Raw genomic sequence first — 24340 nt, forward strand, 5'->3', positions numbered from 1 at the left:
CATCGGGATCGGCGAGATCACCCTCGCCCCGCACACCGACGGACCGCCGCAACATCGGCACGGCAGATGTGTATAAGAGACAGTCCTGGAGGACGGCAGCACCACCGGCCACCGCATCGGGATCGGCGAGATCACCCTCGCCCCGCACACCGACGGACCGCCGCAACATCGGCACGGCCGGCACGACGAAGGCTTCTACGTCGTCTCCGGGACCGCCCGGTTCACCGTCGGCACCACCATTTACGACGCGCCGGCCGGCACCCTCGCGATGATCCCGCCCGGCGCGCCGCACACCTTCGCCAACCCCGGCGACGAACCGCTGGTGCTGCTCAACACCTTCACCCCGGACCTGTATGTGCAGTACTTCCGCGACCTGCGGGACATGATCGCCCAGACCGGCCCCGCGACGCCCGAGGCGACCGCGCAGGTCATGAGCCGGTACGCCACCGAGGTGGCCACCGACTACGCCGACTGAGCCACTGATCGGCTCCGCGCCCGTCGCCCCTGCACGTCGTTGNACGCCGGCAGCGCGCCGCCCCCTCGCGCCGCCCCCCTCGCGCCGCCCCTCTCATGCGGCNCACCCGTTCCGTCACGAGGAGATCGCATGTTCACCACCACTGGCCTCTCGACGGCCGTCCACCAGGTGCCCACGTCGTCCGGCCCCGTGCCCGTCACCGTCACCGAGCGCGGGCAGGGCCGGGTCGTCCTGCTGCTGCACGGCGGCGCCGGTCCCGACTCGGTCGCCGGCTTCGCCGACCTGCTCGCCGCCCACGGGCCGGCCCGGGTCCTGACCCCGAAGCACCCCGGGTTCGGCGGCACCCCCCGGCCTGACGGCATCGACTCCGTCCGCCGGCTCGCCGAGGTCTACCGCGGCCTGCTGGACCTGCTCGACCTCACCGACGTGACCGTCGTGGGGAACTCGATCGGCGGCTGGATCNCCGCGGAACTCGCGCTCGCCGCGCCCAGGCGGGTCGGACGCCTCGTCCTGCTCAACGCCATCGGCCCCACCAGCGCCAAGCACCCCGTCGCCGACTTCTTCGCCCTGACGCTGGACGCGGTCGTGAACCTCAGCTACGCCGACCCGGACAGGTTCCGGATCAACCTGGCCGCGCTGACCGACGCGCAGAAGTCCGTCACCGCGGGCAACCGGGCGGCCCTGCAGGCCTACGGCGGCCCGACGATGGCCGACCCGAGCCTGGCCGGACGCCTGGGCGGACTCGCCGTTCCCACGCTCGTGGTCTGGGGCGAGGCGGACCGGATGGCCGTGCCGGCCTACGGCCGGCAGTACGCCGCGGCCATCCCCGGCGCCGCCTTCCACCTGCTGCCCGCAGCCGGACACCTGCCGCATCTCGAGGCCCCCGATGCGCTGCTGACCCTGCTCGTGCAGTTCGTGCAGTTCGTCGACGGCACGCCGACGGACGGGGAGTAGCCGGCGAAGTTCTGATCATCCGACCGACCGGGAGGTCCGCGCCGTGTCCATGCCGATGTCCACGCAACCACAGGCGATCGCCCGCCCCGCCCCATCGGCGGCGACCGCCTCGACGACCTCCTCGAAGGCCGCGATCCTGACGCTCGCCTGCGTGGCCCAGTTCATGGTCATTCTCGACGTGTCCATCGTGAACGTGGCGCTGCCCGCGATGCGGCACGGCCTGGGCCTGAGCGCCGCGGGTCAGCAGTGGATCGTCACCGCTTACACCCTCGGGTTCGCCGGGCTGCTGCTGCTCGGCGGTCGGGTCGCGGACCTCGTCGGCGTCCGGCGTGTCTTCCTGGCAGGCCTGGCGGGGTTCACCCTGGCGTCGCTGGCCGGCGGTCTGGCGACCAGCGGCGCCGTGCTCATCGCCGCCCGGGCGGGCCAGGGAGTCTGCGCCGCGTTCCTCGCCCCGGCCACCCTCACTCTGATCACCACGACGTTCACCGAGCCCACAGCCCGCACCCGGGCCGTGGGCGCCTGGAGCACCGTGACGACCACCGGCGGTGCCGCCGGCGCGGTCCTGGGCGGGGTGCTCACCCAGTACCTCGGCTGGCGCTGGGTCCTGTTCGTCAACGTCCCGGCCGGCGCGGCCGTCCTCGCCGTGGCCGGCGGCCGCATCCCCGCCGCCGACGGGCGCGCGGCGGACGCCCTGCGCCGCCTGGACCTGCCGGGGGCCGCAGCCGTCTTCGCCGCGTTGACGGCGCTGGTCTACGGGGTGGTCAACACAGAGACTCACGGCCTGGCCGACCCCCGGGTCGCCGTTCCCCTCGCCGCCGCGGTGCTGCTGCTCGCCGGATTCGTCGCGATCGAGTTCACTGNCGCGCAACCCCTGGTCCCCTTGGCGATGCTGCGCCGTCGCACCCTCGCCGGCGGGAACCTCATCATGATCTTCATTGGCGGGGCGCTGTTCCCGATGTGGTTCCTGCTGTCGCTGTACCTGCAGCAGGTCCTGCATCTGCACGCCGTCCGCACCGGGTGGTGTCTCCTTCCCGGGGCCCTGTCCATCATCGTCGGAGCCCGGATCTCCGTCCGCCTGCTCGGGACGCTCGGCCCCCGTCGTCTCCTCGTGATCGGCATGGCGCTGAGCACGGCCGGCTTCGCGTGGCTGTCGCGGGTCGGCGTCGACGGGGACTACCGCACCGATGTGCTGGCACCGTTCCTGCTGACCGCCCTCGGCCTGGGCCTGGCGATCACCCCGACCACCGTCACCGCCACCCAGGGGATCGACCGGGCGCACTCCGGCCTGGCCGCCGGCCTGGTCAACACCTCACGGCAGGTCGGCGGCGCGCTCGGCCTCGCCGCGCTGGCCACCCTCGCCGCCCACACCACCGCTGCTGCCCACGCCGTTGCCGTCCCCACCACCGCCGCGCGTCTGCAAACCCACTCCGTAGCCGCCGCCCTCGCCGACGGCTATGCTCACGCACTGCTCGGCGCAGCAGTCGTCACCGCCACCGCGGCCGTTGCCTCGCTCCTGCTTCCCGGCCGTCCGGCCGCATCGCGGCGGTCGGACCACCGAGCCGTCCGGGGACGGTGACTGGGTCGGGACGCGGGGGATGGCGGAGCTGGGGTCGAAGCCCGCGAAGGCCAGGCCGATGACCAAACCCGCGGCCTCCTCGAGCTGGCGGGCGCGGGCCAACGGGCCCAGCACGGCCGGCGTCCCGCCGACGTCGCGGATGAGCTCGCCGGTGATGCGCAGCGCGCCGGCGTCGTCGCCGCAGATCACCACCGTCGCCGGTGCCGTGCCGGCAGCGTCGCCGGGCGGCGGTGCCGTCCACTGCTCCGCGGGGAACAGATGGAACGCCTTCACCACGAGAGCGCCGGGAGCCCACGCGGCGATCTGGCCCGCGGCGGACGTCCCGGCCCCCGTGAGGAGCACTCCGACGCCGTGCTCCACGGCATTGGTCGGATCGATCAGGGTGGTGCCGGCCAGGGCGCCGGCGGCGGCGTCCACGTCGCGCAGCACGTCCGCGACGCCGCTCCACAGCACCGCGAGCAGCACTGCGTCCCGCCCGGCGACCACCTCTCGCGGGTCGGCCGCCCGCGCGCCGGCGCCCAGACGGCCGGCGAGTGCCTGCGCCTTCGCCCGCGACCGGCCGCCGACCACCAGTTCGTGCCCGGCCCGGGCCCAACCCGTGCCCAGTGCCTCGGCCAGGGCTCCGGTGCCCAGAATCCCGATCCGCNTGGTCCCTCCCTCGTTCCGCCGACCGCTGCGCTGCCCACGGTAGAGATCTGCTTACGTACCGATCGGTGCGTGAGAAACCTACGACGATGGCGAGGATGAGCGAGCGCGATGACGCCTGCGTGGAGCTGGTCGCGGACTGCCGCCTGCGGGCGACGACCGACCTGTTCGCCCACACCTGGGATCCCGTCGTCCTGATGGCGCTGCGCCCTGGCCCCCGGCGGCGCCGCGAGCTGCGGGCCGCGATCGGCGGCATGAGCGACAAGGTCCTCACCGAAGCGCTGCGCCGGCTGTGCGCCCACGGCCTGGTGGACCGTCGCTCCTTCGCGCAGGCGCCGCCCCGGGTCGAGTACGGGCTGACCCCGCTGGGGCACAGCCTGGTCGAAGGCCCGATGAAGGCGCTCGGTGACTGGACGCGCGAGCATGGCGACGAGCTCCTCGACGCGGGAACACGCGGCCGGGACGCCGCCGTCAGCGCTGCGCCGCGGCTGAGGCAGGATGTGATCACGCCGAGCCTCCCGGGCCGGCCGCTCGTTCGCCGTGCCGCGTCGTCCGCGCTCTCAGGACCGACGTTCGGCCTCCTTCCTGGCCAGCTCGGCGCGCAGCAGCGCGGCACCCGCCAGGATCGTCAGCGCGCACCACAACCTCCTGGTACGACGCAGCCGACCGTCGACGTCCACGAGCGTCGCCTCGAACTCCTCCGCGTAGCGCTCCTGCTGGCCGTCGGACGCCGCGATTGCCGCCGCCAGCCCGACCAGGCCGTGCGCGAACATGCCCGGCCGCAGCAGGCGGACCACCCGCCTTGTCGGCAACGACGACGACCGGAACGGGGTACTCCCGGCTGACGGGGCGGACGACGCTCCCAGTCCGCCGGCGGCCACGACCGCTCCGACTGCCCCGCTGAGGACGAGCAGAACGGCCGGGGAGATCTCGAACACCAACGCCGACAGCGGTGCCCCCGAGAAGACCCCCGCGAGCGCGCCCAGGACGCGCCGCCGTCGGCGTGGCCAGCGCGTCGTGAGACCGGCCAGCAGGCCAAACACGGCACCGGCGACCATGGCGGTGCAGACGTAGACGGACAGGGCGTCCGGCGGGTGCCGGTTCTCCTCAAAAAGGCTGGAGGCGTAGGCGGAACCGGCCGCGGAACCCGCGAGGGCNCCGAGAGCCAGCCCCAGCGAGGGGCCCGCGAGCCGGGGCCGGCGGTTGGCGATCGCGCCGAGCACCAGCCCTGCCGCGGCACCGGCCAGCAGACCCACGACCCCCGCCCAGCGGGTGTCCGACGGATGGTTGTAGGTGTAGTCGACGGCGAACAGGTACGCGTCCGCCGCCACGTCTGCCGCGGTCTGGCCGACGATCGCGCCGAACACCAGGCCCAGCGTCGGACGGACGAGGCGGGGACACCGACCGGCGATCACGCCGGCTCCCAGCCCGGCGACCAGGCAGGCCAGCGCAAGGACAGCGATCCTGACTCCCAGAGCGTCGTTGCTCGGCGGTGAGGGCGCGCTGGCGAGCAGGACGAAGTTGTCGTAGCCGACGCTGACCGCGGACACGGCCGAGACGGCCAGCACCAGACCCGCCAAGGGCGTGAGGAGCCGACGGCGACGGCCGGCGAGCGGGCCGGCGAGCGGGCCGGCGACGCCGCCCAGCACGGCGCCGATCAGCAGGGCGACGACCTGCCCGTTGCCGTGGCCGACCACGAGCGACTGGGCCGGGCCGGCGGGCTCGCTCCCCCCTGACCAGGTGAGCGAGTCGGGCCAGTCGAAGGACGTGCTGTCCACGAGCCGCAACCCGCCACCGGCGACATGACCGACCACACCACCGACCGCCGCTCCCAGCAGCGGTGTCGCAATCCGGTGCCAGCGCTCGGCGAGCAGGCCGAGCAGCAGGCCCAGCGCCGCACCACCCGCCACGAGGGCCAGCCCGTGGCCAGGGTCAAGGTCGCCGAGATAGCCGACGCCGGCGAACCTCCCGACGGGGTCGGATCCCAGGCCGTCGATGAGGGTCGGGCTGGTGAACGCGGCGTACATGCTCCGGCTCGCCGCGACGCCGAGGCCACCGAGGAGGGCGCCGAGCGCCAGGCCCAGCGTTGGGCGTGCGAGCCCACGGCGACGGTCGGCCACCAGGCCGACGAGCAACCCCAGCACCGCCCCACCGGCCACGAACACGGCCGAGGCGTAGCCGTGGGCATACCCGTACCCGGAGACGAGTGTGTCGGCGTGACCGGCACCGTCGAGGTGGTCGAGACGCGGCCCGGCGCTGTCGGCGACGAAGCGACCGGCGCCGGTCTTCGCGGCAAGACCGGCGAAGTGCCCGCCCAGAGCGCCCAGCGCCAGACCCGACACGGGCTTCGTGAACCGCGGACGGCGCTCGACGACCTGGCCGAGGGCAGCCCCGAGCGCCGCGAGGAACACCAGGGTCACGACCGGCTGGTAGCCGTAGTCGGCGGTCCCCGCATTGCGGTAGGTCCGGGCGATCGCGACGGGGGCGACGGGGTTGGCGACCAGGCCCGTGACCGCGCCCGCCGCCAGGCCCAGCGACGCCGACGCGAGCTCGCGGCGGTGCGCCGTCAGCAGGCCGAGGAGCAGCCCGAGCAGCGAGCCGGCGGCGACCACCGGATAGCCGGGGGTGCCGGGGAAGAACGCCGACAGGGCGTCGCCCAGATACGTCCCGATGACGACACCGAGGCCGACGCGGGCAGCGACCCGTCGCGGCGTGCCGGCGGCGCGGGCACCGCCGGCACCTGTCGCACCCGCCGCACCTGTCGTGACTGCCGCACCTGTCGTCGGGGCGTTCACCACGCTCCCTCGGGCGTGGTGAACGTGCCGTGGCGCCCGTGCCCGTGCCCGCGGCGCGGCCTGCGCTCGGCGAGCAGCGCGCGGGCGCCGGCCATCCCCTCGGGGGTGAACCGGTACAGCCGGCGGCGAGGGCCGGGACGGTCGGACTCCTCCCAGGAGGAGCTCGCCCATCCGAGGCGTTCCAGGCGGGCCAGGATCGGGAACACGCTGCCGGTCGCCAGCCCGGCCTTCCTGGCGATCGCCAGGCCATACGGCTCGACATCGTCGTCGAGGAGCACCTCGAGGACGTCGAGCGTCGCCGGCGTGACGCGGGACAAACCTGCCATACTTCTTAAGTTACATATGTAGATTTAGACTCGTCAACGTGGATCCTTCTGGCCGACGAACGAGCTGCGGTGCCGTCCCCGTGNCCTGATCATCGTGGCAACCGCCCGTGACCGGTGACCGGTGACCGATAACTGGTGACCGGTCGCGGCTACCGGTCGCGGATCAGGGTGCCGGTCGGGTTGCCGGTGCCGGGGGCGTCGGCGGCGAAGCGGACCGTGCCGTCGNCCTGCAGGAGCAGCGAGATCCGGCCGCCGTGCGAGCACGCGGAGATACCCAGGATCTTCGGGTCCGAGCCCGTGCCAGGGATGTCCTGCAGGCTCAGGCCGCCGGAGATGCTCACGAGCCGCAGATCGGCGGTGCAGCGGATGGGCTGCCCGTCGGCCTGGGTCAGCCCGTCGACGGTGATCTCGGAATGCGCCACGGCCTGACCGGTCAGCCCCGGGTGCACCGTGACGACGGCGTTCTGCGCCAGGCCCGACGGCGTGGTGATCTCGCCGCGCCAGGTGCCGACGTATCCGGCCGGCACCGCCGCGCCCGCGGTCACGGCCGGGCTCGTCGACGGGTTCGCCCCGGCGAGCCGTTCGCCGCCGACCGCCCCCGATCCCGACCCCGACGCCGCGCCCGCGGTTGCGCCGGACGTGGCGCCCGAGCGGGCACCGCCGGCAGTGGCGGTGCCGCCGTCGGAGCCGCCGCCGGAGCCACGATCGACGATCAGCACCACGGCCAGGGCGACCAGAGCCAGACCGACGGCGCCCGCGCCCGCGAGGACCGCGAGGACACGAGACCGTCGTCGCCGCGTCGCCGGCTGCCGGGGCGCGGCCGGCGGCCACAGCGGGTCCTGACCCGGCAGGGGCCCGGGCGCCGAGCCAGTGCCGGGTCGCGGGGTTGCGCCAGGTGGCGGGAGGGCGCCGGGTGGTGGAAAGGCGTCGGGCCGCGGGGTGGCGCCGGGCGGTCGGTATGCGTCGGGTGATGGGGTGGCGCCGGGCGGTCGGTATGCGTCGGGCGGCGGGGTGGTGCCGGGCGGTGGATACCCGCGTGGGTCGGACGGGACGTTCCGGGTGCGGCCGCGATCCGGCCGCGGTCCGTGGCTCGCGTCCGGGCCGGTGATGGCGGCCGGCGGCTCGGGGTGGTTCGGGATGCCAGTCGAGTGCGGGGGACTGGTTCCGGACAGGTCCCGCGGCGGGGGCGGGCGGGTCGGGGCGTCGAGGTCGAGCAGGGCGACGGCGCGGCGGCTCAGGGCGGTGACGAGCGTTGCGGGCAGCCAGCCGGCGGCGATCAGCGTGGCCGCGCCACCGGCCGGCGCCAGCGCGGCCAGCACCGCGGTGGGCGCGGGACGCTCGCCGGGGTCCTTGCGCAGGCAGGCGCCGATCAGGTCGCGCAGGTCGTCCGGCACGGCGGCCAGGTCCGGCTCCCGCGACAGGACGGCGTACATCATCNCCGGCACGGTGGCGGCCTGGAACGGACTCGNGCCGGTCGCGGCGTGCACGAGCACCGCGCCGAGGGCGAAGACGTCGCTGGCCGGCCCGACGTCCCCGGTCCCGATCTGCTCGGGCGCCATGAACGCCGGCGAACCGATCGCCGCCCCGGTATGCGTCAGCGTGGTTGCGTCGACCGCCTGGGAGATGCCGAAGTCGATGACCCGCGGACCGTCCAGGCTCAGCAGCACGTTGGACGGCTTGAGGTCCCGGTGCACGAGGCCCGCGCCGTGCACGGCGATCAGCGCCTCGGCCAGGCCCGCGCCGAGGGCCCGGACGGTGCGGGCGGGCAGCAGGCCGTGGGTGCGGACGGCCTCGTGCAGCGACGGACCGGGCACGAAGGCGGTGACCAGCCAGGGCTGCTCGGCGTCGGGGTCGGCGTCGAGCACCGGGGCTGTCCACGCCCCGCCCACCCGACGGGCCGCGTCGACCTCGCGCCGGAACCGCTGGCGGAACTGCGGGTCGTCGGCGAACTCGGATCGGATCACCTTGATCGCCACGGTGCGCCCGCCCGGGCTGCGACCGAGGTACACCCGGCCCATGCCGCCGGCACCGAGCCGTTGCAGCAGCCGGTAGTCGCCGATCAGCGCAGGATCGTCGGGACGCAGGGGTAACACCGCCGTTGCCCTCCCCGAACCTGGTTCGACCCGCACTGAGGATACGGGCGTGCCCCGTCTCGAATCCGGGCGGGCGGACGAGGCCGGCCGGTGCGGAAATTCCGTTGCCGACCCGGGCCGGACGGTTTAGCCTGGCCCGCAGTCCTGCCGGGCGTCGGTCCGGCGGCGAGCATGGAGGATGCCATGGCTGCCCCGGGCCCCGTCCCGGGTCACCGGTGACCGCCCGGCCATCCCGGCCCGGCGGTGGTCACGCGCAATGCCACGCCGGCCTCGGGCCGTTTCGCGGGAGATCGTCGTCCGCGGAGTCCGATGGTCCCGCGGAGCCCAGTTGTTCCGCGAAGTCCGGTGGTTCCGCGGAACCCGTTCGTTCCGCGGAGCCCAGTCGTCCGCCGGCCGGTTGATCTGCGCGGCTGTCCTTCTCCCGGTGTCCCGCGACAGCAACGTCCTGTCGAGGTACCTCATTCGGGAGCATCCTGCGTTGTCCAGCCACAGCCCGTCCGGCCACATCACGTCCGCGTGGTACGCGGACTTCTTCACCGACCTTCCCAACGAGTTCTGGCGGCGCGCCGCCACCCCGGAATGGACCGAGGCCGACGTCGACTTCGTCGAGGCCCGGCTCGGCCTGCCGCGCGATTCGCGGATCCTGGACGTCCCGTGCGGCAGCGGCCGGCACAGCCTCGCCCTCGCCGCCCGCGGCCACCGGGTGACCGGGGTCGACCTGTCCACGGAGGCCATCGCTCACGCCCGGCGTGCGGCGCGGGTCGCCGGGCAGGCCGTGGNGTTCGAACACGGCGACATGCGTGACCTCGGCCGGTTCGGCGTCTTCGACGCCGCGGTCTGCCTGGGTAACAGCTTCGGCTACCTGGACCTGGCCGNCACCCGGGCCTTCGCCGCGGCGCTCGGCCGGGCCGTCCGCCCGGGCGGCGGGCTGGCTGTCGACTTCGGCGCGACGGCAGAGTCGATCCTGCCCAGCTTCACCGGGGCGCCGCGCACCATGCGGACCGGCGACATCACCGTGGAGACGACCACCGAGTACGACGTCGCGGCGAGCTGCCTGATCAGCCGCTACCGCTTCAGCCAGGGGGCGCGGCGGCTCGCCGCCACCGCGCTGCACCACGTCTACACCAGCGCCCATCTGGGCGACCTGCTGACGGACGCCGGGTTCACCGACATCCGGCGCTACGCCGGCCCGGACGGCACGCCATACACCCTGGGCGCCGGCCGCCTCCTGCTCACGGCTCGGCGCGAGACGGGGTGACGCCGATCGTCCCGGTGGTCGCCGCGGTCGGGGCCGTATAGCAGTCGGGGCCGTATAGCGGTGGGGAAATGCTGGAGGTTGGTGACGGTCCGACGGGCTTGCCGCGGTCATCANCCTCCGGCAACTCCCCGCGCTTCGGCGATCTCGTCGCGGCGGGCAGGACGGGCGGTGGCACAAGGCGCGCCGCGAGACCGTTGCAGTAGGTTAAAGATTGTTTAGATACAACTATCCGGGGTGTGGTCGGGCCCNGGCGCCGCACAGTCGTCGGAGCCGGCCACTCCGCTCGCTGGGAGCTGCTGATGTCCGACCTGACCCGAGGACGGCGCCTACTCGTCCTGGCGATCTGCTGCATGAGCCTGTTCATCGTCGGGCTCGACAACACGATCGTGAACGTCGCCCTGCCGTCGTTGCGCCGTGACCTGCACGCCTNCGCCTCCGGCCTGCAGTGGACGATCGACGCCTACACCCTTGTGCTGGCCAGCCTGCTCATGCTCGGCGGGTCGACGGGCGACCGGCTCGGCCGTCNCCGGGTCTTCCAGACCGGGCTGGTGCTGTTCACCCTCGGGTCGCTGNTGTGCAGCCTCGCGCCGAGCCTGACCTGGCTGATCGTCTTCCGGATGGTGCAGGCGGTCGGCGGGTCGATGCTCAACCCGGTCGCCATGTCCATCATCAGCAACACCTTCACCGACTCGCGGGAACGAGCCCGGGCGATCGGGGTGTGGGGCGCGGTGATCGGCGTCAGCATGGCGCTGGGGCCGGTGCTCGGCGGGACGCTCGTCGAGTCGGTGAGCTGGCGAGCGATCTTCTGGGTGAACGTCCCCGTCGGCGTCGCGGCGCTGGTGCTCGCGGGTCTGTTCGTCCCGGAGTCGCGCGCGGCGCGGGCCCGCCGGTTCGACCCGGTGGGGCAGGCCCTGGTGATCGTCATCCTGGCCTCGCTCACCTACGGGATCATCGAGGCTCCGTCGGCGGGCTGGCTCGCCGCCCGGACGCTGGCGCTGTTCGCGGTGTCGGCGCTGGCGGCGGCCGTGCTCGTCCGCTACGAGGGCCGCCGTGCCCAGCCGTTGCTGGACGTCCGCTTCTTCCGGGCGGCGCCGTTCGCCGGGGCGACCNGCATCGCCGTGTTCGCCTTCGCCGCGCTGGCCGGCTTCCTGTTCCTCAACACGCTGTACCTGCAGGAGGTCCGCGGCTACTCGCCGTTNCTCGCCGGGATCACCACCCTGCCGATGGCCGGGATGACGGTGGTGTCCGCGCCGATCGCCGGGCGGCTCGTGGCCAGCCGCGGGGCCCGCACCCCGCTGCTCATCGCGGGCGTGACGATGACCGCGGGCAGCGTGATGCTGACCGCGCTGGGTGTGAGCACCTCGATACTCTGGCTCGTGTCGGCCTATGTGCTCGTCGGGCTAGGATTCGGCATGGTCAACGCGCCGATCACCAACACGGCCGTGACCGGCATGCCGCAGTCCCAGGCCGGGGTGGCCGCCGGCATCGCCTCGACGAGCCGTCAGGTCGGGCAGTCCCTCGGCGTCGCGGTCATCGGGTCGCTCGCCGCGGCGCACGTCGCCGGCCGCGGCGGGGTCGTCGACCCGACCAGCGCCGTCGGCTGGTGGACCATCGTGCTCTGCGGAGCGGGCGTGCTGCTGCTCGGAGCCGCGAGCACCGGCACCTGGGCGCGCGGCACCGCGCAGCGCACCGCCGCCCGGCTCGCCGCCGATGCCGCCCCCGGGGCCACCGCCGTCGCCTCTGGGATCGCCGCCACCGCCGCCACCGCCGGCAGGGCCACCGCCACGGCCGATGCCGATGCCGATCGGACGCCGGAGGCTCGGGACGCCGCGTCGGCGGGGCGTCTCGAGGACGGCCGGCCGGCCGCGGGCGGCGCGCGCCTCGGGGGCGGCGAGGGGGGCGGGCGGCATCGGCGACCGGTGCGGCCCGTGGCGGCGGGGATGGTCGCGGGTGACGACGACCGTGCCAGTCGCCCCGTCTGGCGACAGAGCGCTTTCCGGCGGCGGTCCAGGGCGGGGCGCGTCGGCGTCGCCGCCCGGTCTCGGTCCCACGGTTCCTCCGGGCAGGATGGTCACGATGAGTTCGCTCCCACGCGCTGACCGGCGCGATTCCACGCCGACCGCCACGGCGGTGGCCGACCCGCCGGAGCCCGTCGGCGTCCCCGGCGGGCAACCCGAGCCGGCTGTACCGGCCGACATGGCCGGGCCGTTTGATGCGCCCCAGCCGGCCCATGCACCCGGACCGGCCGATACGCCTGGGCCGGCCGATGCATCCGGACCGGCCGATACGCCTGGGCCGGCCGATGCATCCGGGCCGGCCGATGCGGCCGGACTCGCCGATGCGGCCGGACTCGCCGATGCAGCCGGACTCGCCGACGCGGGCGTGCGTTCCGCCGCGCCGGGGCTGTCCGGGCGGGCGGAGAGGTCGGCGCGAGCGGCTCGGGTGTGGCGGCGGATCCGGGCGGTCGTGGTCGATCGCAACGAGCGCCGGCGNGAGGTCTGCGAGGCGCTGGACCTCAGCTTCATCCGGGTCAAGGCGCTCCTGGCGCTACAGGCCGGGCCGCTGACGCTGGGCGAACTCGCCGCCGCCCTGTCGATCGACCGCCCGTACACCACCCTGACCGTGCACGAGCTGGAACGGCGCGGCCTGGCCGAACGCACCGTGCACCCGGACGACCGGCGCTCGAAGCTCGTCGAGCTGACCGCCTCGGGCCGGACGGCGGCCCGACTCGCCGACGACATGCTCAACCGGCCGCCCGCGGCACTCGTCGCGCTCGACGCGGCCGACCTCGCCACGCTCGACCGGATCACCGCCCACCTCGCCGGNGAGGACCCCGCCGCGACGGCCTAGCCCTGGACGAGCAGGTCTGAACCGCGGCGGGGCTGGTTGCAGTGCGCCTTGCACGGTCTGCGCCGACGGACCGTACCCCACGTGCCGCATCTGGCTTCCCGTGCACTGCGTCCGGCCGTTGCCGGCGACCTGCCCGCCAGGCGGGATCGGCTGCCGATCAGGTCAGCGCGCGGAGAAGGACATCGCGCTGATCGGTGGAGAGGCGGCGGGCGAAGCACCGCAGGACGCTGTCGGGATTCTCGCCGCGTCGCAGGAAGTCGANCATCTGCCCCGCTGCGTGGTCCGCAGCCCGCCGCAGGGGACGGTAGGCGAAGCCCCTTCCGCGCGGCGCCCGCTGGACCATCCCCTTGTTCACCAGCCTCAGCAGGGTCGTCGCGATCGTGCTCTGCGCGAGTCCGGCGCCGAGGCGTTGCTGGACCTGGAAGGGCATCAACGGCTCGTCGGCCGACCACAGCAGGGTCAGGACGGCCCGCTCCAGATCCCCGGCGGCCCTCTTGGGCTGGGGCACGGTGGAGGCGGCGGTCGGGCCGACCGCCCCTGTCGTCGCCAGGTCGACTGCGGCTGCCGGGCCTGCGGTGATTTCCGGGCCTGCGGTCATTGCCTGGCCTGCGGTCAGTGCCTGGCCTGGTGTCGTTGCCGGGCTGGTTGTGGCTGCCGGACCGAGGGTGATCGCCGGGCCGATCGTGGTCGCCGGGCTGATCGTCGTTGCCCGACCGATGCGGCTCATCGAGGGGNGGGCCGCCGGCAGCGGCGGATTCGAGACGGGAAGTGCCGGAAATGATCGTGACATGGTTGCTCCGAGTCCTGGAGACCGGTGCTACGAAACGGATGCCTGTGCGCCGCGACGGGCCGCGGTTTGTCGGGCCGCAAGGCGTGGCGGTCCGCGCCGCACGACCACATGCCGGAGCCACAGCGAGCACGCCGCGTCAGGCGGCCTGGAGATGGCGAGAATTCGCTGGCTCGCGACCGTCGCGGGCACACCGCCGGCCGGCCGAGGGCGGTGNAGCCGGCCCACCGCGCGACGGGCCACCCGTACCGCGCCGCGCGCAGCCTGCCAGAGCAGGCGCTCGCCGAGGGCGAGCCACCCGGCGAGGAGCAGCGCCGCGGCCAGGTGCAGGCCGAGCATCGCCGCACCGCCGGGTACCAGGTCCGCCGGCGACGCGGCCGCGAGCCCCGCGTGGTCTGCCCCGCCGCCGATGCCGGCATGGCCGGCGTGACCAGCGGGGGCGGACAGCCCGAAGGCCACGTGCAGGCATCCCTGGACGGCGAGCACCAGTCCGACCAGCCGGGACATCGACACGCGGCGCTCCGACACGCCCCAGCAGACGCGCAGCACCAGGACGATCCCCACCAGCACGACCGCGACGGCTGGCGCCCGGCCGCAGGCGAGGACGTGCGCGGCCACCGCCAACCCGACGGTCAGCAGTGCTGCCACCGTGGCCCGGGCGATCCGCCCGGTGCGGGTTGCGGCCCATCCGGCCGTCCAGCGTCGCGCGCCGCCCGCGCCNGTGCCGGTGCCGGAGCCGGTCGTGGGGTCCTCGGGCGGTGGGATGGCCGGCGCGGCCCCACCCGTGCCCCGCGGACCGCCCTGACCCATCACGGCATCGAATTCTAGTGGGGGGACAGCGATGATCCGCCGCATTCGGAGCCGCCTCGCTCCCGCCTGATTACGCAGACGGCGTGACGGCCGTTCGTCCGGCCAGTCCGTCGGCCCGACGCTCCGCCCGATGGTGGCTTCCGCGCGGACAGCCGCGCGAACGCGGCGCCCCTGCGCGGCCGGGCGGGCATGGTGCGGGCCGGCCGCACGGAGGCTGTCAGTGGGTGGCCGCCGCCAGGTCGTCCACGCCCAGCTCGGCGAGCAGCGTGGCGCGCAGCCGGTCGAAGGCGGGGTCGGCCNGTCGGCGCGGTGACGCCACCGCCACCGGGACGTCCAGGGAGAACCGGCCCTCGGTGAGCACGACCACCCGGTCGGCGAGCAGGATCGCCTCGTCGACGTCGTGCGTCACGAACAGCACCGCCGGCTGGTGCCGCCGGCACAGGTGTTGGAGCAGGGCGTGCATCCGGATCCGGGTCAGGGNGTCGAGGGCGCCGAACGGTTCGTCGAGCATGAGCAGATCCGGTTCCCGCACGAGCGCCCGCGCCAGCGCCACCCGTTGAGCCTCGCCGCCGGACAGCGTCGCCGGCCAGGACCGCTCCCGACCGGCCAGACCGACCTCCGCGAGCGCCACGCGGCCGCGTTCGGCGACGTCCCGGCCGGCCAGGCCGAGCGTGACGTTCGGCAGGACCCGTTTCCACGGCAGCAGCCGCGCCTCCTGGAAGACGACCGAACGCCGCCGGGCGGCCAGCACCTCGCCCTCCACACCATCGTCGAAGCCGCCCAGGATCCGGATCAGCGTGCTCTTCCCCGACCCGCTGCGGCCGAGCAGGGCGACGAACTCGCCCGGCGTGATCGTCAGATCGAGCCCGTCGAGCACCACCTGTTCGCCGAAGACGCGCCGCAGCCCGCGGACGCGCACCGCGACCCCGCCGCCCGCCCCCGGCGTAGGATCCGCCGCCGCAGCGTGTGCCCGGTGCTGCGGGTCCAGCATGCTCACGTTCCGTCGAAGCCGCGGCGCCATGACAGCAGCATCCTTTCCAGGAGGCGGACCAGGCCGTCGCTGACCAGCCCGAGAATGCCGTAGACGACCAGGCAGAGCACGATGATGTCGGTGCGGTTCCAGGACTGCGCGCTGTTGAGCAGANAGCCGAGGCCGGAGTCGGTGTTGACCTGCTCGGCGAACACCAGCAGCAGCCAGGCGACGCCGAGCGCCCAGCGCAGCCCGACGAGGAAGCCCGGCGCGGCTGCCGGCACGATGACCGAGCGCACCAGCCCGAACCGGCCCAGCCCGAAGGTCTGCCCGGCCTCCACGAGCCGGGCGTCGACGCCGCGGATCGCCGCGTAGGTGTTCATGTAGATGGGGAACGCGACGCCGACGGTAATCAGAAAGATCTTGGCGCTCTCGCCGATCCCGATCCACACGATGATCAGCGGCAGCAGGGCGATGACCGGGATCGTGCGCAGGAAGTTCATCGCCGAGTCGACGACGTCCGAGGCCGTCCGGAAGAAGCCGGCGACGACGGCGAGCGCCAGCCCGATGCCNACGCCGAACAGCACGCCGGCCCCGACCCGGTACAGGGAGGCACCGAGACTGTCGACGAGGTCTCCGTTGCGCCACAGCTCGCGGGCCGCGTCGAGGACGGCCGCGGGCGAGGCCAGCGCGCGATCGCTGACGAGGTCGAGCCCCGTCACGGCCCACCACAGCGCGAACAGCAGCGCCGGGCCGAGGAAGCGGCGCACCTCCGTCGGCACCCGACGCCGCCTGGTGGTGCGGCGCCGCCCGGCGGCGAGGTCCACCAGGACTACCTGGGACCGTCCCGCCGGTGCGGCTGCGGTCGTCGCCGGCTCGGCCGCGAGCGGACCGGGGGACGCGGCACGCTGCCCGGCAACGTCGTGGTGCGAGATGAGTTCGGTCATCGGACTTGCGGCGTGGAGACTGCGCCGTTCACGGCGGGGAGGAGACGCCGTCCCTTGCTGGTCACGGTTTGACCCGCCTTTCAAGAGGATATGAACCCGTCCCGGTACCGGCTCTGTTCGACCGCCGCGCAGGCGGTCGCGCGCAGTCGCACTGCGGCCCACTCAGGTTGCGGGGAACGCCTTCGCGAAGGCCGCTGTCAGCTCGCCGTTGAACGCGGGATCGAGCTCGTCGTCGACGTCGAGGGACTTCGGCAGCTCACCGACGCTGCCCAGCAGCCGGGCCTGCACCCGCTGGCTCGCCACGAAGGCGGGGGAGACCGGCCGGTAGCGGGCCTCGGGCAGCGAGTCGAAGTACTTCCGCGAGGCGACCGGATCCTGCTTGAGCTGGTCGACGTAGTACTTCTGGACCCAGAGGGCGGCGTTGGCCTTGGGCCAGGACCAGGCCCGTGCCAGCCGCAGGACGAAGTCCCGGATCGCGGCGCGTTTCGCCGGGTTCTTCAGCGCCGACTTCGACGCGAGCAGCACCGAGTACTGCGGTAGCGGCCGGGTCTGGATCTCGTAGGAGCCGGGAGCCTGCCTGGCGACGGCGGACCTGTACTGGCGGGTGTAGACGATCGCGTCGACCTTGCCGGAGGCCAGCGTCGAGGTCAGGCTGGTGACGGGCACGTTGACCGGGCTGATGTCGTCCTGGTTCAGGCCGGCGCCGTCGAGCTGGTTGAGCAGGTAGCCGTGCAGCGACGTGCCGAGGGTGAACGCGACCCGCCGGCCGCGCAGATCAGCCGGCGTGNGGATCCCGGAGCCGGCTCTCGCGATGATCGTCTGACTGTTCACCGGGTTCTCTGCGACGGAGATCGCCACGACACCGGCGTTCGCGGCGTTCGCGAACAGCACCGGCGTGTCACCCATGTAGCCGACGTCGAGGCGCCCCGCGCTGAAGGCGGCATTCATGTGCGGCCCGTCGGCGAACGTGCTGTAGGCCAGACCGTACGGGGCGCCCCTGGCCGCGCCGGACAGCGTCAGCGGCAGCTCCAGGGTCTTGCTCTGGTCACCGATCCGCAGCGTCACCCGCTGGTCGCCGGCCGCCGCCCGTGCGCCGTCCCCGCCGCCGCTGCCGCAGGCGGCCAGGATCACCGTGATGAGCACGGCGAGTCCCGCGGTCAGGAGGGAAGGACGCCGCGCCCACGGTCGTCGATGATGCATGGAGATCTCCCTCTCGGTCAGTCAAACCCGGCCGGTCAGTCAAACCCGCTGGTCGGTCAAACCCGGCTGGTCGGTCAAACCCGGCCGGTCGGTCAAACCCGGCTGGTCGGTCAGACCCGGCCGGTGGTCGGCGGCCGTCCGGCGTGCGCCCGAAAGCCGCGAGGGAGATGGCCCTCGCGGCTTTCGGCGGCTTTCTCGGCTCTCGGGGCTGCGGACCGCCGCTCGGGCTCTGTTGGCCCGCCGGTGCGGTCTCGTCAGGTACCGAGGAAAGGCTCGCCGGCGACGAGTTCCGACTCTCGACCGTCCACGCCGACCGGGATGTCGCCCTCGATGGTCACCCGGTACAGCACCCGGTCGAAGTCGAGATGGCCGAGGTCGGACGGCCCCAGATGAGCGGTCGCCCGGTTGTCCCAGAACGCGNCGTCGCCCTGGTTCCACTTGAACCGCACGGTGAACTCGGAGCGGGAGATNTGGTCGTAGAAAACGTCGAGGATCTGCCGGCTCTGCTTCGGCGAGAAGCCGATGATCTCGCCGTCCTTCGCGGTGAAGCTCGGGCTGACGAACAACGCCCGCTCGCCGGTCTCGGGGTGCACCCGCACCACCGGGTGGATTGCCACCAGCGGATTGGCGGCCACTCTGCGGCCGTACTCGCTGTCGCTGGGGAAGTTCCCGAAGCTGTGCCGGGCGCGCAGGCCGTCCGCCAGGTTCCGCAGCGGCTCGGGGAGCCCCTCGTAGGCCGCCACCAGGTTCGTCCACGCGGTGTCCCCGCCGTACGGGGGGATGACGTCGCCGCGCAGGATCGACGCGGTGGGTGGGTTCACCAGGGCGGTGACGTCGGTGTGCCAGCCGTTGTCGTAGGTGGCCTTCCGCTTGCCGAAAACCTTCGCGTATCGGCGGCTGTCGATCGGCAGGATCTCCGGGAAGCCGACCGGCGGCGCCTCCTCGTGCGGGTGCGCCGGCGTCAGTCGACCGAACCGACGCCCGAACGCGACCTGCTGGGCGTGGTCGATNTGCTGGTCCCGAAAGAAGACCACTTTCCACTGGTGCAGCGCCGAACGGATCTCCGCCACGGTCGCGTCGTCGAGCTCCTCGCGCAGGTCGATCCCGTGGATCTCGGCCCCCGTGTGGCCGGAGAGCGGGCGGACGTCGATGCCCAGGGCGGTGGGTGTGATGCTGGTCATCCTGCGGTTCCTCCAGGGCGGGAAAAGGAATGGATGAAGCTGGGAACGGGGCATCCGATGTTTTCGCGCGCTGCCGACCCAGGTCTCTGGATGCACGCCTTCAGGGCAGCCGAAATCGGCCGGAATCGCTGACGGTCGAGGGGGCTTCCTCGTTTCAGGGGTGGCCGGCGGAGCAGCCGGGAATGCGGGGGAGGATAGCAGTGGCGGCATCCTCGACGCGAGCCTGCCCGGATATCCGCTCGGTAGGGTGGAGGATATCCGGCGTCAACATCGGCGACAACGCGGGCCGGGAGGCGGAGAAATACCCCCGCCGCTCCGTCCGATGTTGTTCACGGACCAATCTTCGGTGATGAACGATGGGGCCGTCAATATTTTGCGTTCCGCTGAAATTAATTGCCGTGGCGGGTGAGCGGGGTGGCCGGACGGCGAGGAGAAGCCGCCCCCGCGGCCGGCCGCGGCGTCGTCAGGCCGGCCAGCAGACTGTGCGGGCTGCGGTGCACCGCGTCGAGCACCGCCGCGCCCGCGGCGACCGCGAGCACGTCGGGGCCGAAGCTGCTCGGCAGCACCATCCGTTCGGGTTCGGCGCACACCCGGGAGTACGCGGAGATCTCGGCGAACAGGTCGGCCCGCAGGGCTGGCAGGAACAGGGTGGCGGCCTCGGTGAGAACGACGATCTCCGGATCCATCATGTCGACGAGCAGAGCGATCAGCCGTCCTACCACGCGCAGCCGGTCGCGGAAGAGCGCCACGGCGCGACGGTCGCCGCCGAGGGCCGCGGCCAGCAGGTCCTGCAGGTCCGGCCGGGAGATGATCCCCTCGCCCACGGCGTGCCGTAGCAGCGTGCGTTCGGACAGGGTCGCCTGCACGCAGCCGGACCGGCCGCACCGGCAGTGCGCGTCGCTGTCGGCAAGCCGCAGGTGGGCGATGCCGCCGGCGGCCGAGTTGGGGCCGATGTGCACCGAGCCGTCCGTGGCGAACGCGGCGTCGGCGACGTTGCCCACGAACAGGTGCAGCAGGCTGCGCCGGGCACGCGGGTCGCCGAAGAGGATCTCCGCCTGCGCCAGTGCCCGGGCGTGCCCGTCGACGTGCACCGGCAACCCGGTGGCCGCCGCCAGCACGGCGCGCACCGGCACGTCCCGCCAGTCCAGTGGCTCGTGCTCGACCACCAGGCCGAGCTCGGGGTCGACCCGACCGCCGGTGACCACGCCCAGCCCCAGCACCCGGCTTCCGGTGGCGTGCCGAGCGAGGAAGCCGGGCAGGTGCCGGATGATCATCTGGAGGACGGTCATGGCGTCGCCCTCACGCGGCCGCTGCTCCCGGGCGACCACCTGGCCGCGCAGGTCGACCACGCTGAAGGTCACGAACGGGACCGCGATGTGCACGCCGCAGGCGAGATGGCGCCGGGTGTCAACGTCGAGCGGCACATGCGGGCGCCCCACCCGCGGGGACAGCGAGCTCGCCGGGAGCTCGCGCAGCAGGCCCAGCGAAATCAGCCCCGCGGTCTGCCGTGACACCGCCGCCGGGCTGAGCCCCGTGGCCCGCCCGATCGCCGTGCGGGCCACCGGCCCGTGGTCGAGCACCGTCCGCAGGATCGCCGCCGCGGCGCCGGAGCCGATGCCACCGCCGGTCGACCCACCGCCGGTCGACCCACCGCCGGTCGACCCACCGCCGGTCGACCCACCGCCGGTCGACCCACCGCGGGTCGGACCGGCCCCCGCCGGACCGCTGCTGGTCGAAGCGGCCTCTGCCGGGCCGGCTGACGGCGCCGTGCCTGCTCCGGGGGCGCCCCCGCGGCCGGAGGGACGGGCACGCGGGGCACGGGTGGTCGGCGGCTCGCCGCGNAGACCCACCTCGTTGCGGACGGACACGCTGCGCTGGACGGACACGGGGAACCTCCTCGCGTCACAGCCGGGCCACGTGCGGCTGTTCCGCGGCGCGGGCGTGAGGCGTGCCGAGGCGCGCACCGTGGCAGCGTCTCGGGTGGATGACCGGGGCGGGGTCCCACCGGCGACCCGCGGCTGCCACGCCCGGACGCGTTGTGACCGCGGCGCGTGACGGTGACCGTGGTCGCCGACCACGGCCGGCGGGTCGGCGGGGTGGGAGGGGAGTCGTAGCGGACCTTGGGCCCCGTGGCGGTAGCCGGACTGGTAGGAGCGCCGCGACAAGCGCGGCGATCGGCGACGCTTGCTCCGGCCAGGCTGCCTCAACGGCAGGAGCCGACCCGCCGTCCCGACTGTTCCGGCTCACGCGGCCGACCGCGGCGCGCGGCTGGGCCCTGAGACTCGGGAGGATCAGCGGCNAGGTCTACAGAGCGCGCTCGCGACGCGATGGAAGTCGATGTGGGCANGGCATACCAGGAGAAGGCGCCGGCTCATGCATCCGACGGTAGATAGTGCACAACATGTTGTCAACCAAGACAATTGAGAAGCTAGAGATTGAGAAGCTAGAAGAGGATGGTTTGGTCCGGTGGTCGGCCGGGTGGCGTCAGNCGGTGTTGCGAAGGCCGGCGGCGATGCCGTTGATCGTCAGCAGCAGCGCCCGGCGCAGCAGGGGATCGGCGCCCTCCCCGGCGGCGCGGGCGCGGGCGAGCAGGGAGACCTGCAGGGCGTGCAGCGGGGCGAGGTAGGCGTCGCGGACCTCGAGGGTGTGGCNCAGCGTCGGGGCGTTCTCCAGCAGCTCGGCCTGGCCGGTGACCGTGAGGACCTCGGCGACCGTGCGGGCGTGCTCGGCGCGGATGGTCTCGAAGATCGTGCCGCCGTCGTCGCCGACGAGGGTCGAGACGTACCGCTGGGCGATCGTGAGGTCGGACTTGGCGAGGGTCATCTGCACGTTGCCGAGGAAGGTCCGGAAGAAGTGCCACGACCGGTACATCTCGGCAAGGGTGTCGCCGGCCCCCGCGGCCCGGGCCGCGGCCAGGCCGGTGCCCACACCGAACCAGCCGGGCAGGATGATCCGTGACTGCGTCCAGCCGAACACCCAGGGGATCGCGCGCAGGTCGGCGAGCCCCCCGGTTCCGCCGGGCCGTCGCGACGGCCGGGAGCCGATGTTGAGGTTGCCGAGCTCCTCCACCGGGGTGGCGGCGAGGAAGAACGGCACGAGCGCCGGATCGCCCACGAACGCCTGGTAGGTGACCCGGGNCGAGTCCGCGACCGCCTGCATGGTCTCGTTCCACCCGGCGAGCACGGTCGGGCTCAACCGCGAGGATCGGTGCAGGATCGACGCCTCGACCACGGCCGCGAGGGTGATCTCCAGGTTGTGCCGGGCGAGCTGGGGCAGCGTGTACTTGTCCGAGATCACCTCGCCCTGCTCGGTGACCTTGATCGAGCCGTCCAGCGTGCCGAACGGCTGTGCCATGATCGCCTCGCCGCTCGGGCCGCCCCCGCGGCCGACGGAGCCGCCGCGGCCGTGGAACAGCCGCAGCACGACGCCGTGGCGGCGGGCGACGTCGCGCAGTTCCCGCTGTGCCTTGTGGATCTCCCACTGGGACGCGGTGATCCCCNCGTCCTTCGACGAGTCGGAGTAGCCGAGCATGACCTCCTGCACGTCGGCGCGGGCGCGCACCAGCGAGCGGTAGGAGGGGTCGGACAGCATGCCGTCGAGCAGCGAGCCGGCCGCCCGCAGCTCGGCCACCGTCTCGAACAGCGGGACGAACCCGATGCGGGCCCAGGCGNGGCGGTCGGCGAAGCCGAGACCGACCAGGCCGGCCTCCCGGGCGAGCACGACCACGGCCAGGATGTCGTCGACGTCGCGGGTCATCGAGACGATGTAGCTCTCGATGACGTCGCCGCCGAAGCGGTCCAGCGCCTCCCGCACGGTGCGCATCAGCTCCAACGTGCCCAGCACCGCCGGGGGCAGCGGCGGCGGCACGGCGCCGAGCAGCGGCCGGCGCCGGGCGAGCTCCGCGGACAGCAGCGTGCGCCGCGCGGGCCGGTCGAGCTGGGCGTAGGGCACGTCGAGCTCCCCGACCTGGTCGTACACCGCCGCCAGGGCCGCATGGTGCTTGTCGGCATGCTCGCGGATGTCGAGGGTGGCCAGCGACAGCCCCATCGCGCGCGCGGTGCGGATGACGCGCAGCAGCGGGCCGTCCGCGACGAGGGATCCGTCGCCGGCGTTGAGCGAGGCGCGCATCACCTCCAGGTCGTCGAGAATTTCGGCGACGCCGCCGTAGTCACGCCCGGGCACGTGCGGCGCACCGGCGGCCAGCCGTTCCCGGGTGCCGGCGAGCCTCGCCAGGATGTAGCTGCACTTGAGCCGGTAGGGCTCCTCCGCGTTGAGCCGGATGTAGCGGTCGTGGACCTCGGGCAGCGCCTCGCGGTCCGCGGCCAGCGAGGACAGCAGCTCGTCGCCGACCCCCACCACCCGGGTGGACGCCGTCAGCTCCTGGATGAGCCGTTCGACCGAGGCGGTCAGCAACCGGATGCCGAACTCGTGCTGGAGGGTGAGCACCTCCAGGGTGACCGCCGGAGTCACGTTCGGGTTGCCGTCGCGGTCGCCGCCCGCCCAGGAGCCGAACCGCACCGGGTGCGCCCCGGCCGGCAGCGTGAGCCCCACCCGGGCGAGCGCCAGGTCGAGCTCCTCCAGCAGGTCGGGCAGCACCTCGGTGGCGATCAGTTCCAGGTAGTAGGCCGCCGAGCGGGCCTCGTCGGCGGGCTTCGGCCGCTCCACCCGCAGCTCGTCGGTCTGCCACAGGACGTCGACCATCTCGGCGAGGCGCCGCTGCGTGNGGTCCCGGTCGGCGGCCGGGACCGCGCCGTCCGGGCTGTCGGCGTCGAGCAGGTCGGCGATGCGGCGCAGCGTGTCGAGCACCGAGCGGCGGCTGGCCTCGGTCGGGTGGGCGGTGAAGACCGGGCGCAGCTCCAGGCGCCGGGCGATCGACTCGGCCAGCGACCGGTCGAGGGTGCCGGCGTCGAGCGCGGCGGCCATCCGGTCGAAGGTCTCCGTCAGCGGGCCCTTCGNCCGATCGGACAGTTCCCGGGACCGGTGCAGCTGTTCGGTGATGTTGGCGAGCTGGAAGTAGGCGGTGAAGGCACGGGCGAGCACGATGGCCGTCNGGTCGTCCACGGTGGCGAGCAGCCGGCCGAGTTCGGCGCCGTTGTCGGGCCGGCGGGCCAGNGCGCGGACCTGTTCGACGAGCGCGAGCGTCGCCGCGCCCTCGTGCCGGGTCAGGGCCTGGCCGAGCAGATCCCCGAGCCGGCGGACCCCCGCCCGCACGGCCGCATGGCGGGCGTCGGAGGAGACTCCGCCGGCGAAGGCGCCGGGATCCGGGGCCAGCTCGTCCAGGGTCGTACTCGCGCTCCGCTCGGTCGTCACGCCGCCTCCGGTGGTTCGCCTGGGTTCGCCTGGGTCTGCCGTACGCCTGGGTCTGCCTGGTTCTGCCTTGGCCCGTATGGGTCTGCCTGGGTTCGCCGAGATGCCGGACACGGCGACCGCGATGTCGCCGGGGGCCGGCGAGGACCGTCCTGCGCCGACGCGG

At 73.7% G+C, this 24340-nt stretch carries 10 protein-coding genes and 35 pseudogenes; 16 read left to right on the plus strand and 29 right to left on the minus strand.

Features of this window, described 5'->3' with window-relative positions; translation table 11 throughout:
• A partial coding sequence (locus UK94_RS38165; RefSeq protein WP_235486298.1) for a hypothetical protein occupies positions 1–184 on the minus strand: 184 nt, incomplete at its 3' end.
• Here UK94_RS38165 and UK94_RS03100 point away from each other — a divergent pair.
• From UK94_RS03100 to UK94_RS38185, 5 genes and pseudogenes are all read left to right on the plus strand, one after another.
• The gene (locus tag UK94_RS03100) at positions 131–475 is read left to right on the plus strand and encodes a cupin domain-containing protein (RefSeq protein WP_235486394.1); all 345 of its coding nucleotides are present in this window, start codon (positions 131–133) and stop codon (positions 473–475) included. The genes UK94_RS38165 and UK94_RS03100 overlap by 54 nt on opposite strands.
• 129 nt (positions 476–604) lie before the next feature.
• On the plus strand, positions 605–937 hold a 333-nt coding region (locus tag UK94_RS38170), incomplete at its 3' end, for an alpha/beta hydrolase (RefSeq protein ID WP_235486300.1).
• 1 nt (position 938) lies between these two features.
• A pseudogene (locus UK94_RS38175) lies at positions 939–1429 on the plus strand (alpha/beta fold hydrolase); the annotation flags it as partial.
• 55 nt (positions 1430–1484) lie between these two features.
• A partial coding sequence (locus tag UK94_RS38180; RefSeq protein ID WP_268761201.1) for an MFS transporter occupies positions 1485–2289 on the plus strand: 805 nt, incomplete at its 3' end.
• Between the two features lies 1 nt (position 2290).
• Positions 2291–3005, plus strand: a pseudogene (locus UK94_RS38185) (MFS transporter); the annotation flags it as partial.
• Between the two features lie 375 nt (positions 3006–3380).
• Here the strand turns inward: UK94_RS38185 and UK94_RS38190 are convergent.
• Positions 3381–3647, minus strand: a pseudogene (locus UK94_RS38190) (NAD(P)-binding domain-containing protein); the annotation flags it as partial.
• A gap of 101 nt (positions 3648–3748) precedes the next feature.
• Here UK94_RS38190 and UK94_RS72715 point away from each other — a divergent pair.
• Positions 3749–4069: pseudogene (locus UK94_RS72715) on the plus strand (helix-turn-helix domain-containing protein); the annotation flags it as partial.
• A 141-nt stretch (positions 4070–4210) separates the two neighbouring features.
• Here the strand turns inward: UK94_RS72715 and UK94_RS38200 are convergent.
• The 4 genes and pseudogenes from UK94_RS38200 to UK94_RS38215 all read right to left on the minus strand — a co-directional run.
• A pseudogene (locus UK94_RS38200) lies at positions 4211–4807 on the minus strand (hypothetical protein); the annotation flags it as partial.
• 1634 nt (positions 4808–6441) lie between these two features.
• The gene (locus tag UK94_RS03120) at positions 6442–6771 is read right to left on the minus strand and encodes a helix-turn-helix transcriptional regulator (protein ID WP_041938724.1); all 330 of its coding nucleotides are present in this window, start codon (positions 6769–6771) and stop codon (positions 6442–6444) included.
• 226 nt (positions 6772–6997) lie between these two features.
• A pseudogene (locus UK94_RS38205) lies at positions 6998–8208 on the minus strand (hypothetical protein); the annotation flags it as partial.
• 32 nt (positions 8209–8240) lie between these two features.
• Positions 8241–8789 (minus strand): annotated as a pseudogene (locus tag UK94_RS38215) (serine/threonine-protein kinase); the annotation flags it as partial.
• Positions 8790–9120: 331 nt separating this feature from the next.
• On the opposite strand from UK94_RS38215, the gene UK94_RS38220 reads away from it, so the two are divergent.
• From UK94_RS38220 to UK94_RS38265, 10 genes and pseudogenes are all read left to right on the plus strand, one after another.
• A partial coding sequence (locus tag UK94_RS38220) for a class I SAM-dependent methyltransferase (RefSeq protein ID WP_235486302.1) occupies positions 9121–9643 on the plus strand: 523 nt, incomplete at its 3' end.
• 1 nt (position 9644) lies between these two features.
• Positions 9645–9739 (plus strand): annotated as a pseudogene (locus UK94_RS38225) (methyltransferase); the annotation flags it as partial.
• A gap of 1 nt (position 9740) precedes the next feature.
• Positions 9741–10122, plus strand: a pseudogene (locus UK94_RS38230) (methyltransferase); the annotation flags it as partial.
• A gap of 299 nt (positions 10123–10421) precedes the next feature.
• Positions 10422–10551 (plus strand): hypothetical protein (locus tag UK94_RS38235; RefSeq protein ID WP_235486400.1); only part of this gene is annotated, 130 nt, incomplete at its 3' end.
• A gap of 1 nt (position 10552) precedes the next feature.
• Positions 10553–10647 (plus strand): annotated as a pseudogene (locus UK94_RS38240) (hypothetical protein); the annotation flags it as partial.
• Position 10648: 1 nt separating this feature from the next.
• Positions 10649–10694 (plus strand): annotated as a pseudogene (locus UK94_RS38245) (hypothetical protein); the annotation flags it as partial.
• Between the two features lies 1 nt (position 10695).
• Positions 10696–11231: pseudogene (locus UK94_RS38250) on the plus strand (MFS transporter); the annotation flags it as partial.
• A gap of 1 nt (position 11232) precedes the next feature.
• Positions 11233–11320: pseudogene (locus UK94_RS38255) on the plus strand (hypothetical protein); the annotation flags it as partial.
• Position 11321: 1 nt separating this feature from the next.
• Positions 11322–12221 (plus strand): annotated as a pseudogene (locus UK94_RS38260) (MFS transporter); the annotation flags it as partial.
• A gap of 424 nt (positions 12222–12645) precedes the next feature.
• Positions 12646–12947 (plus strand): MarR family transcriptional regulator (locus UK94_RS38265; protein ID WP_268761202.1); only part of this gene is annotated, 302 nt, incomplete at its 3' end.
• A 182-nt stretch (positions 12948–13129) separates the two neighbouring features.
• Here the strand turns inward: UK94_RS38265 and UK94_RS38270 are convergent.
• From UK94_RS38270 to UK94_RS38375, 23 genes and pseudogenes are all read right to left on the minus strand, one after another.
• Positions 13130–13233 (minus strand): annotated as a pseudogene (locus UK94_RS38270) (transcriptional regulator); the annotation flags it as partial.
• 1 nt (position 13234) lies between these two features.
• Positions 13235–13699: pseudogene (locus tag UK94_RS72720) on the minus strand (BlaI/MecI/CopY family transcriptional regulator); the annotation flags it as partial.
• A 1087-nt stretch (positions 13700–14786) separates the two neighbouring features.
• Positions 14787–14868 (minus strand): annotated as a pseudogene (locus tag UK94_RS38280) (sulfonate ABC transporter ATP-binding protein); the annotation flags it as partial.
• Position 14869: 1 nt separating this feature from the next.
• A pseudogene (locus UK94_RS38285) lies at positions 14870–15049 on the minus strand (sulfonate ABC transporter ATP-binding protein); the annotation flags it as partial.
• A 1-nt stretch (position 15050) separates the two neighbouring features.
• Positions 15051–15590 (minus strand): annotated as a pseudogene (locus UK94_RS03155) (ATP-binding cassette domain-containing protein); the annotation flags it as partial.
• Positions 15563–15713, minus strand: a pseudogene (locus tag UK94_RS38290) (ABC transporter permease); the annotation flags it as partial. The pseudogenes UK94_RS03155 and UK94_RS38290, both read right to left, overlap by 28 nt.
• 1 nt (position 15714) lies before the next feature.
• Positions 15715–16111: pseudogene (locus UK94_RS38295) on the minus strand (ABC transporter permease subunit); the annotation flags it as partial.
• Between the two features lie 537 nt (positions 16112–16648).
• Positions 16649–17273: ABC transporter substrate-binding protein (locus UK94_RS38305; RefSeq protein ID WP_235486304.1), on the minus strand; the 625-nt coding region annotated here is incomplete at its 5' end.
• 1 nt (position 17274) lies between these two features.
• Positions 17275–17686: pseudogene (locus tag UK94_RS38310) on the minus strand (ABC transporter substrate-binding protein); the annotation flags it as partial.
• 254 nt (positions 17687–17940) lie between these two features.
• Positions 17941–18106 (minus strand): annotated as a pseudogene (locus tag UK94_RS38315) (TauD/TfdA family dioxygenase); the annotation flags it as partial.
• Between the two features lies 1 nt (position 18107).
• Positions 18108–18156, minus strand: a pseudogene (locus UK94_RS38320) (hypothetical protein); the annotation flags it as partial.
• 1 nt (position 18157) lies between these two features.
• Positions 18158–18696 (minus strand): annotated as a pseudogene (locus UK94_RS38325) (TauD/TfdA family dioxygenase); the annotation flags it as partial.
• 1 nt (position 18697) lies between these two features.
• Positions 18698–18867, minus strand: a pseudogene (locus UK94_RS38330) (TauD/TfdA family dioxygenase); the annotation flags it as partial.
• A gap of 389 nt (positions 18868–19256) precedes the next feature.
• Positions 19257–20708: ROK family protein (locus UK94_RS03175; RefSeq protein ID WP_235486306.1), on the minus strand; the 1452-nt coding region annotated here is incomplete at its 5' end.
• Between the two features lie 648 nt (positions 20709–21356).
• A pseudogene (locus tag UK94_RS38335) lies at positions 21357–21518 on the minus strand (phosphoenolpyruvate carboxylase); the annotation flags it as partial.
• Position 21519: 1 nt separating this feature from the next.
• A pseudogene (locus UK94_RS38340) lies at positions 21520–22004 on the minus strand (phosphoenolpyruvate carboxylase); the annotation flags it as partial.
• A gap of 1 nt (position 22005) precedes the next feature.
• A pseudogene (locus UK94_RS38345) lies at positions 22006–22366 on the minus strand (phosphoenolpyruvate carboxylase); the annotation flags it as partial.
• 1 nt (position 22367) lies between these two features.
• Positions 22368–22537, minus strand: a pseudogene (locus UK94_RS38350) (phosphoenolpyruvate carboxylase); the annotation flags it as partial.
• A 1-nt stretch (position 22538) separates the two neighbouring features.
• Positions 22539–23590, minus strand: a pseudogene (locus UK94_RS38355) (phosphoenolpyruvate carboxylase); the annotation flags it as partial.
• A 1-nt stretch (position 23591) separates the two neighbouring features.
• Positions 23592–23822 (minus strand): annotated as a pseudogene (locus UK94_RS38360) (phosphoenolpyruvate carboxylase); the annotation flags it as partial.
• 1 nt (position 23823) lies between these two features.
• Positions 23824–23917: pseudogene (locus UK94_RS38365) on the minus strand (phosphoenolpyruvate carboxylase); the annotation flags it as partial.
• Between the two features lies 1 nt (position 23918).
• Positions 23919–23979: pseudogene (locus UK94_RS38370) on the minus strand (hypothetical protein); the annotation flags it as partial.
• Position 23980: 1 nt separating this feature from the next.
• Positions 23981–24288: pseudogene (locus UK94_RS38375) on the minus strand (phosphoenolpyruvate carboxylase); the annotation flags it as partial.
• Between the last annotated feature and the right edge of the window lie 52 nt (positions 24289–24340).

Origin of the sequence: Frankia sp. AvcI1 (genome assembly GCF_001420875.1) — a bacterium.
Lineage (GTDB): Bacteria > Actinomycetota > Actinomycetes > Frankiales > Frankiaceae > Frankia > Frankia alni.

Coding starts and splice junctions, on each gene's coding strand:
- UK94_RS03120 (WP_041938724.1), bottom strand. CDS start 6,771: ATGGCAGGTTTGTCCCGCGTCACGCCGGCGACGCTCGACGTCCTCGAG.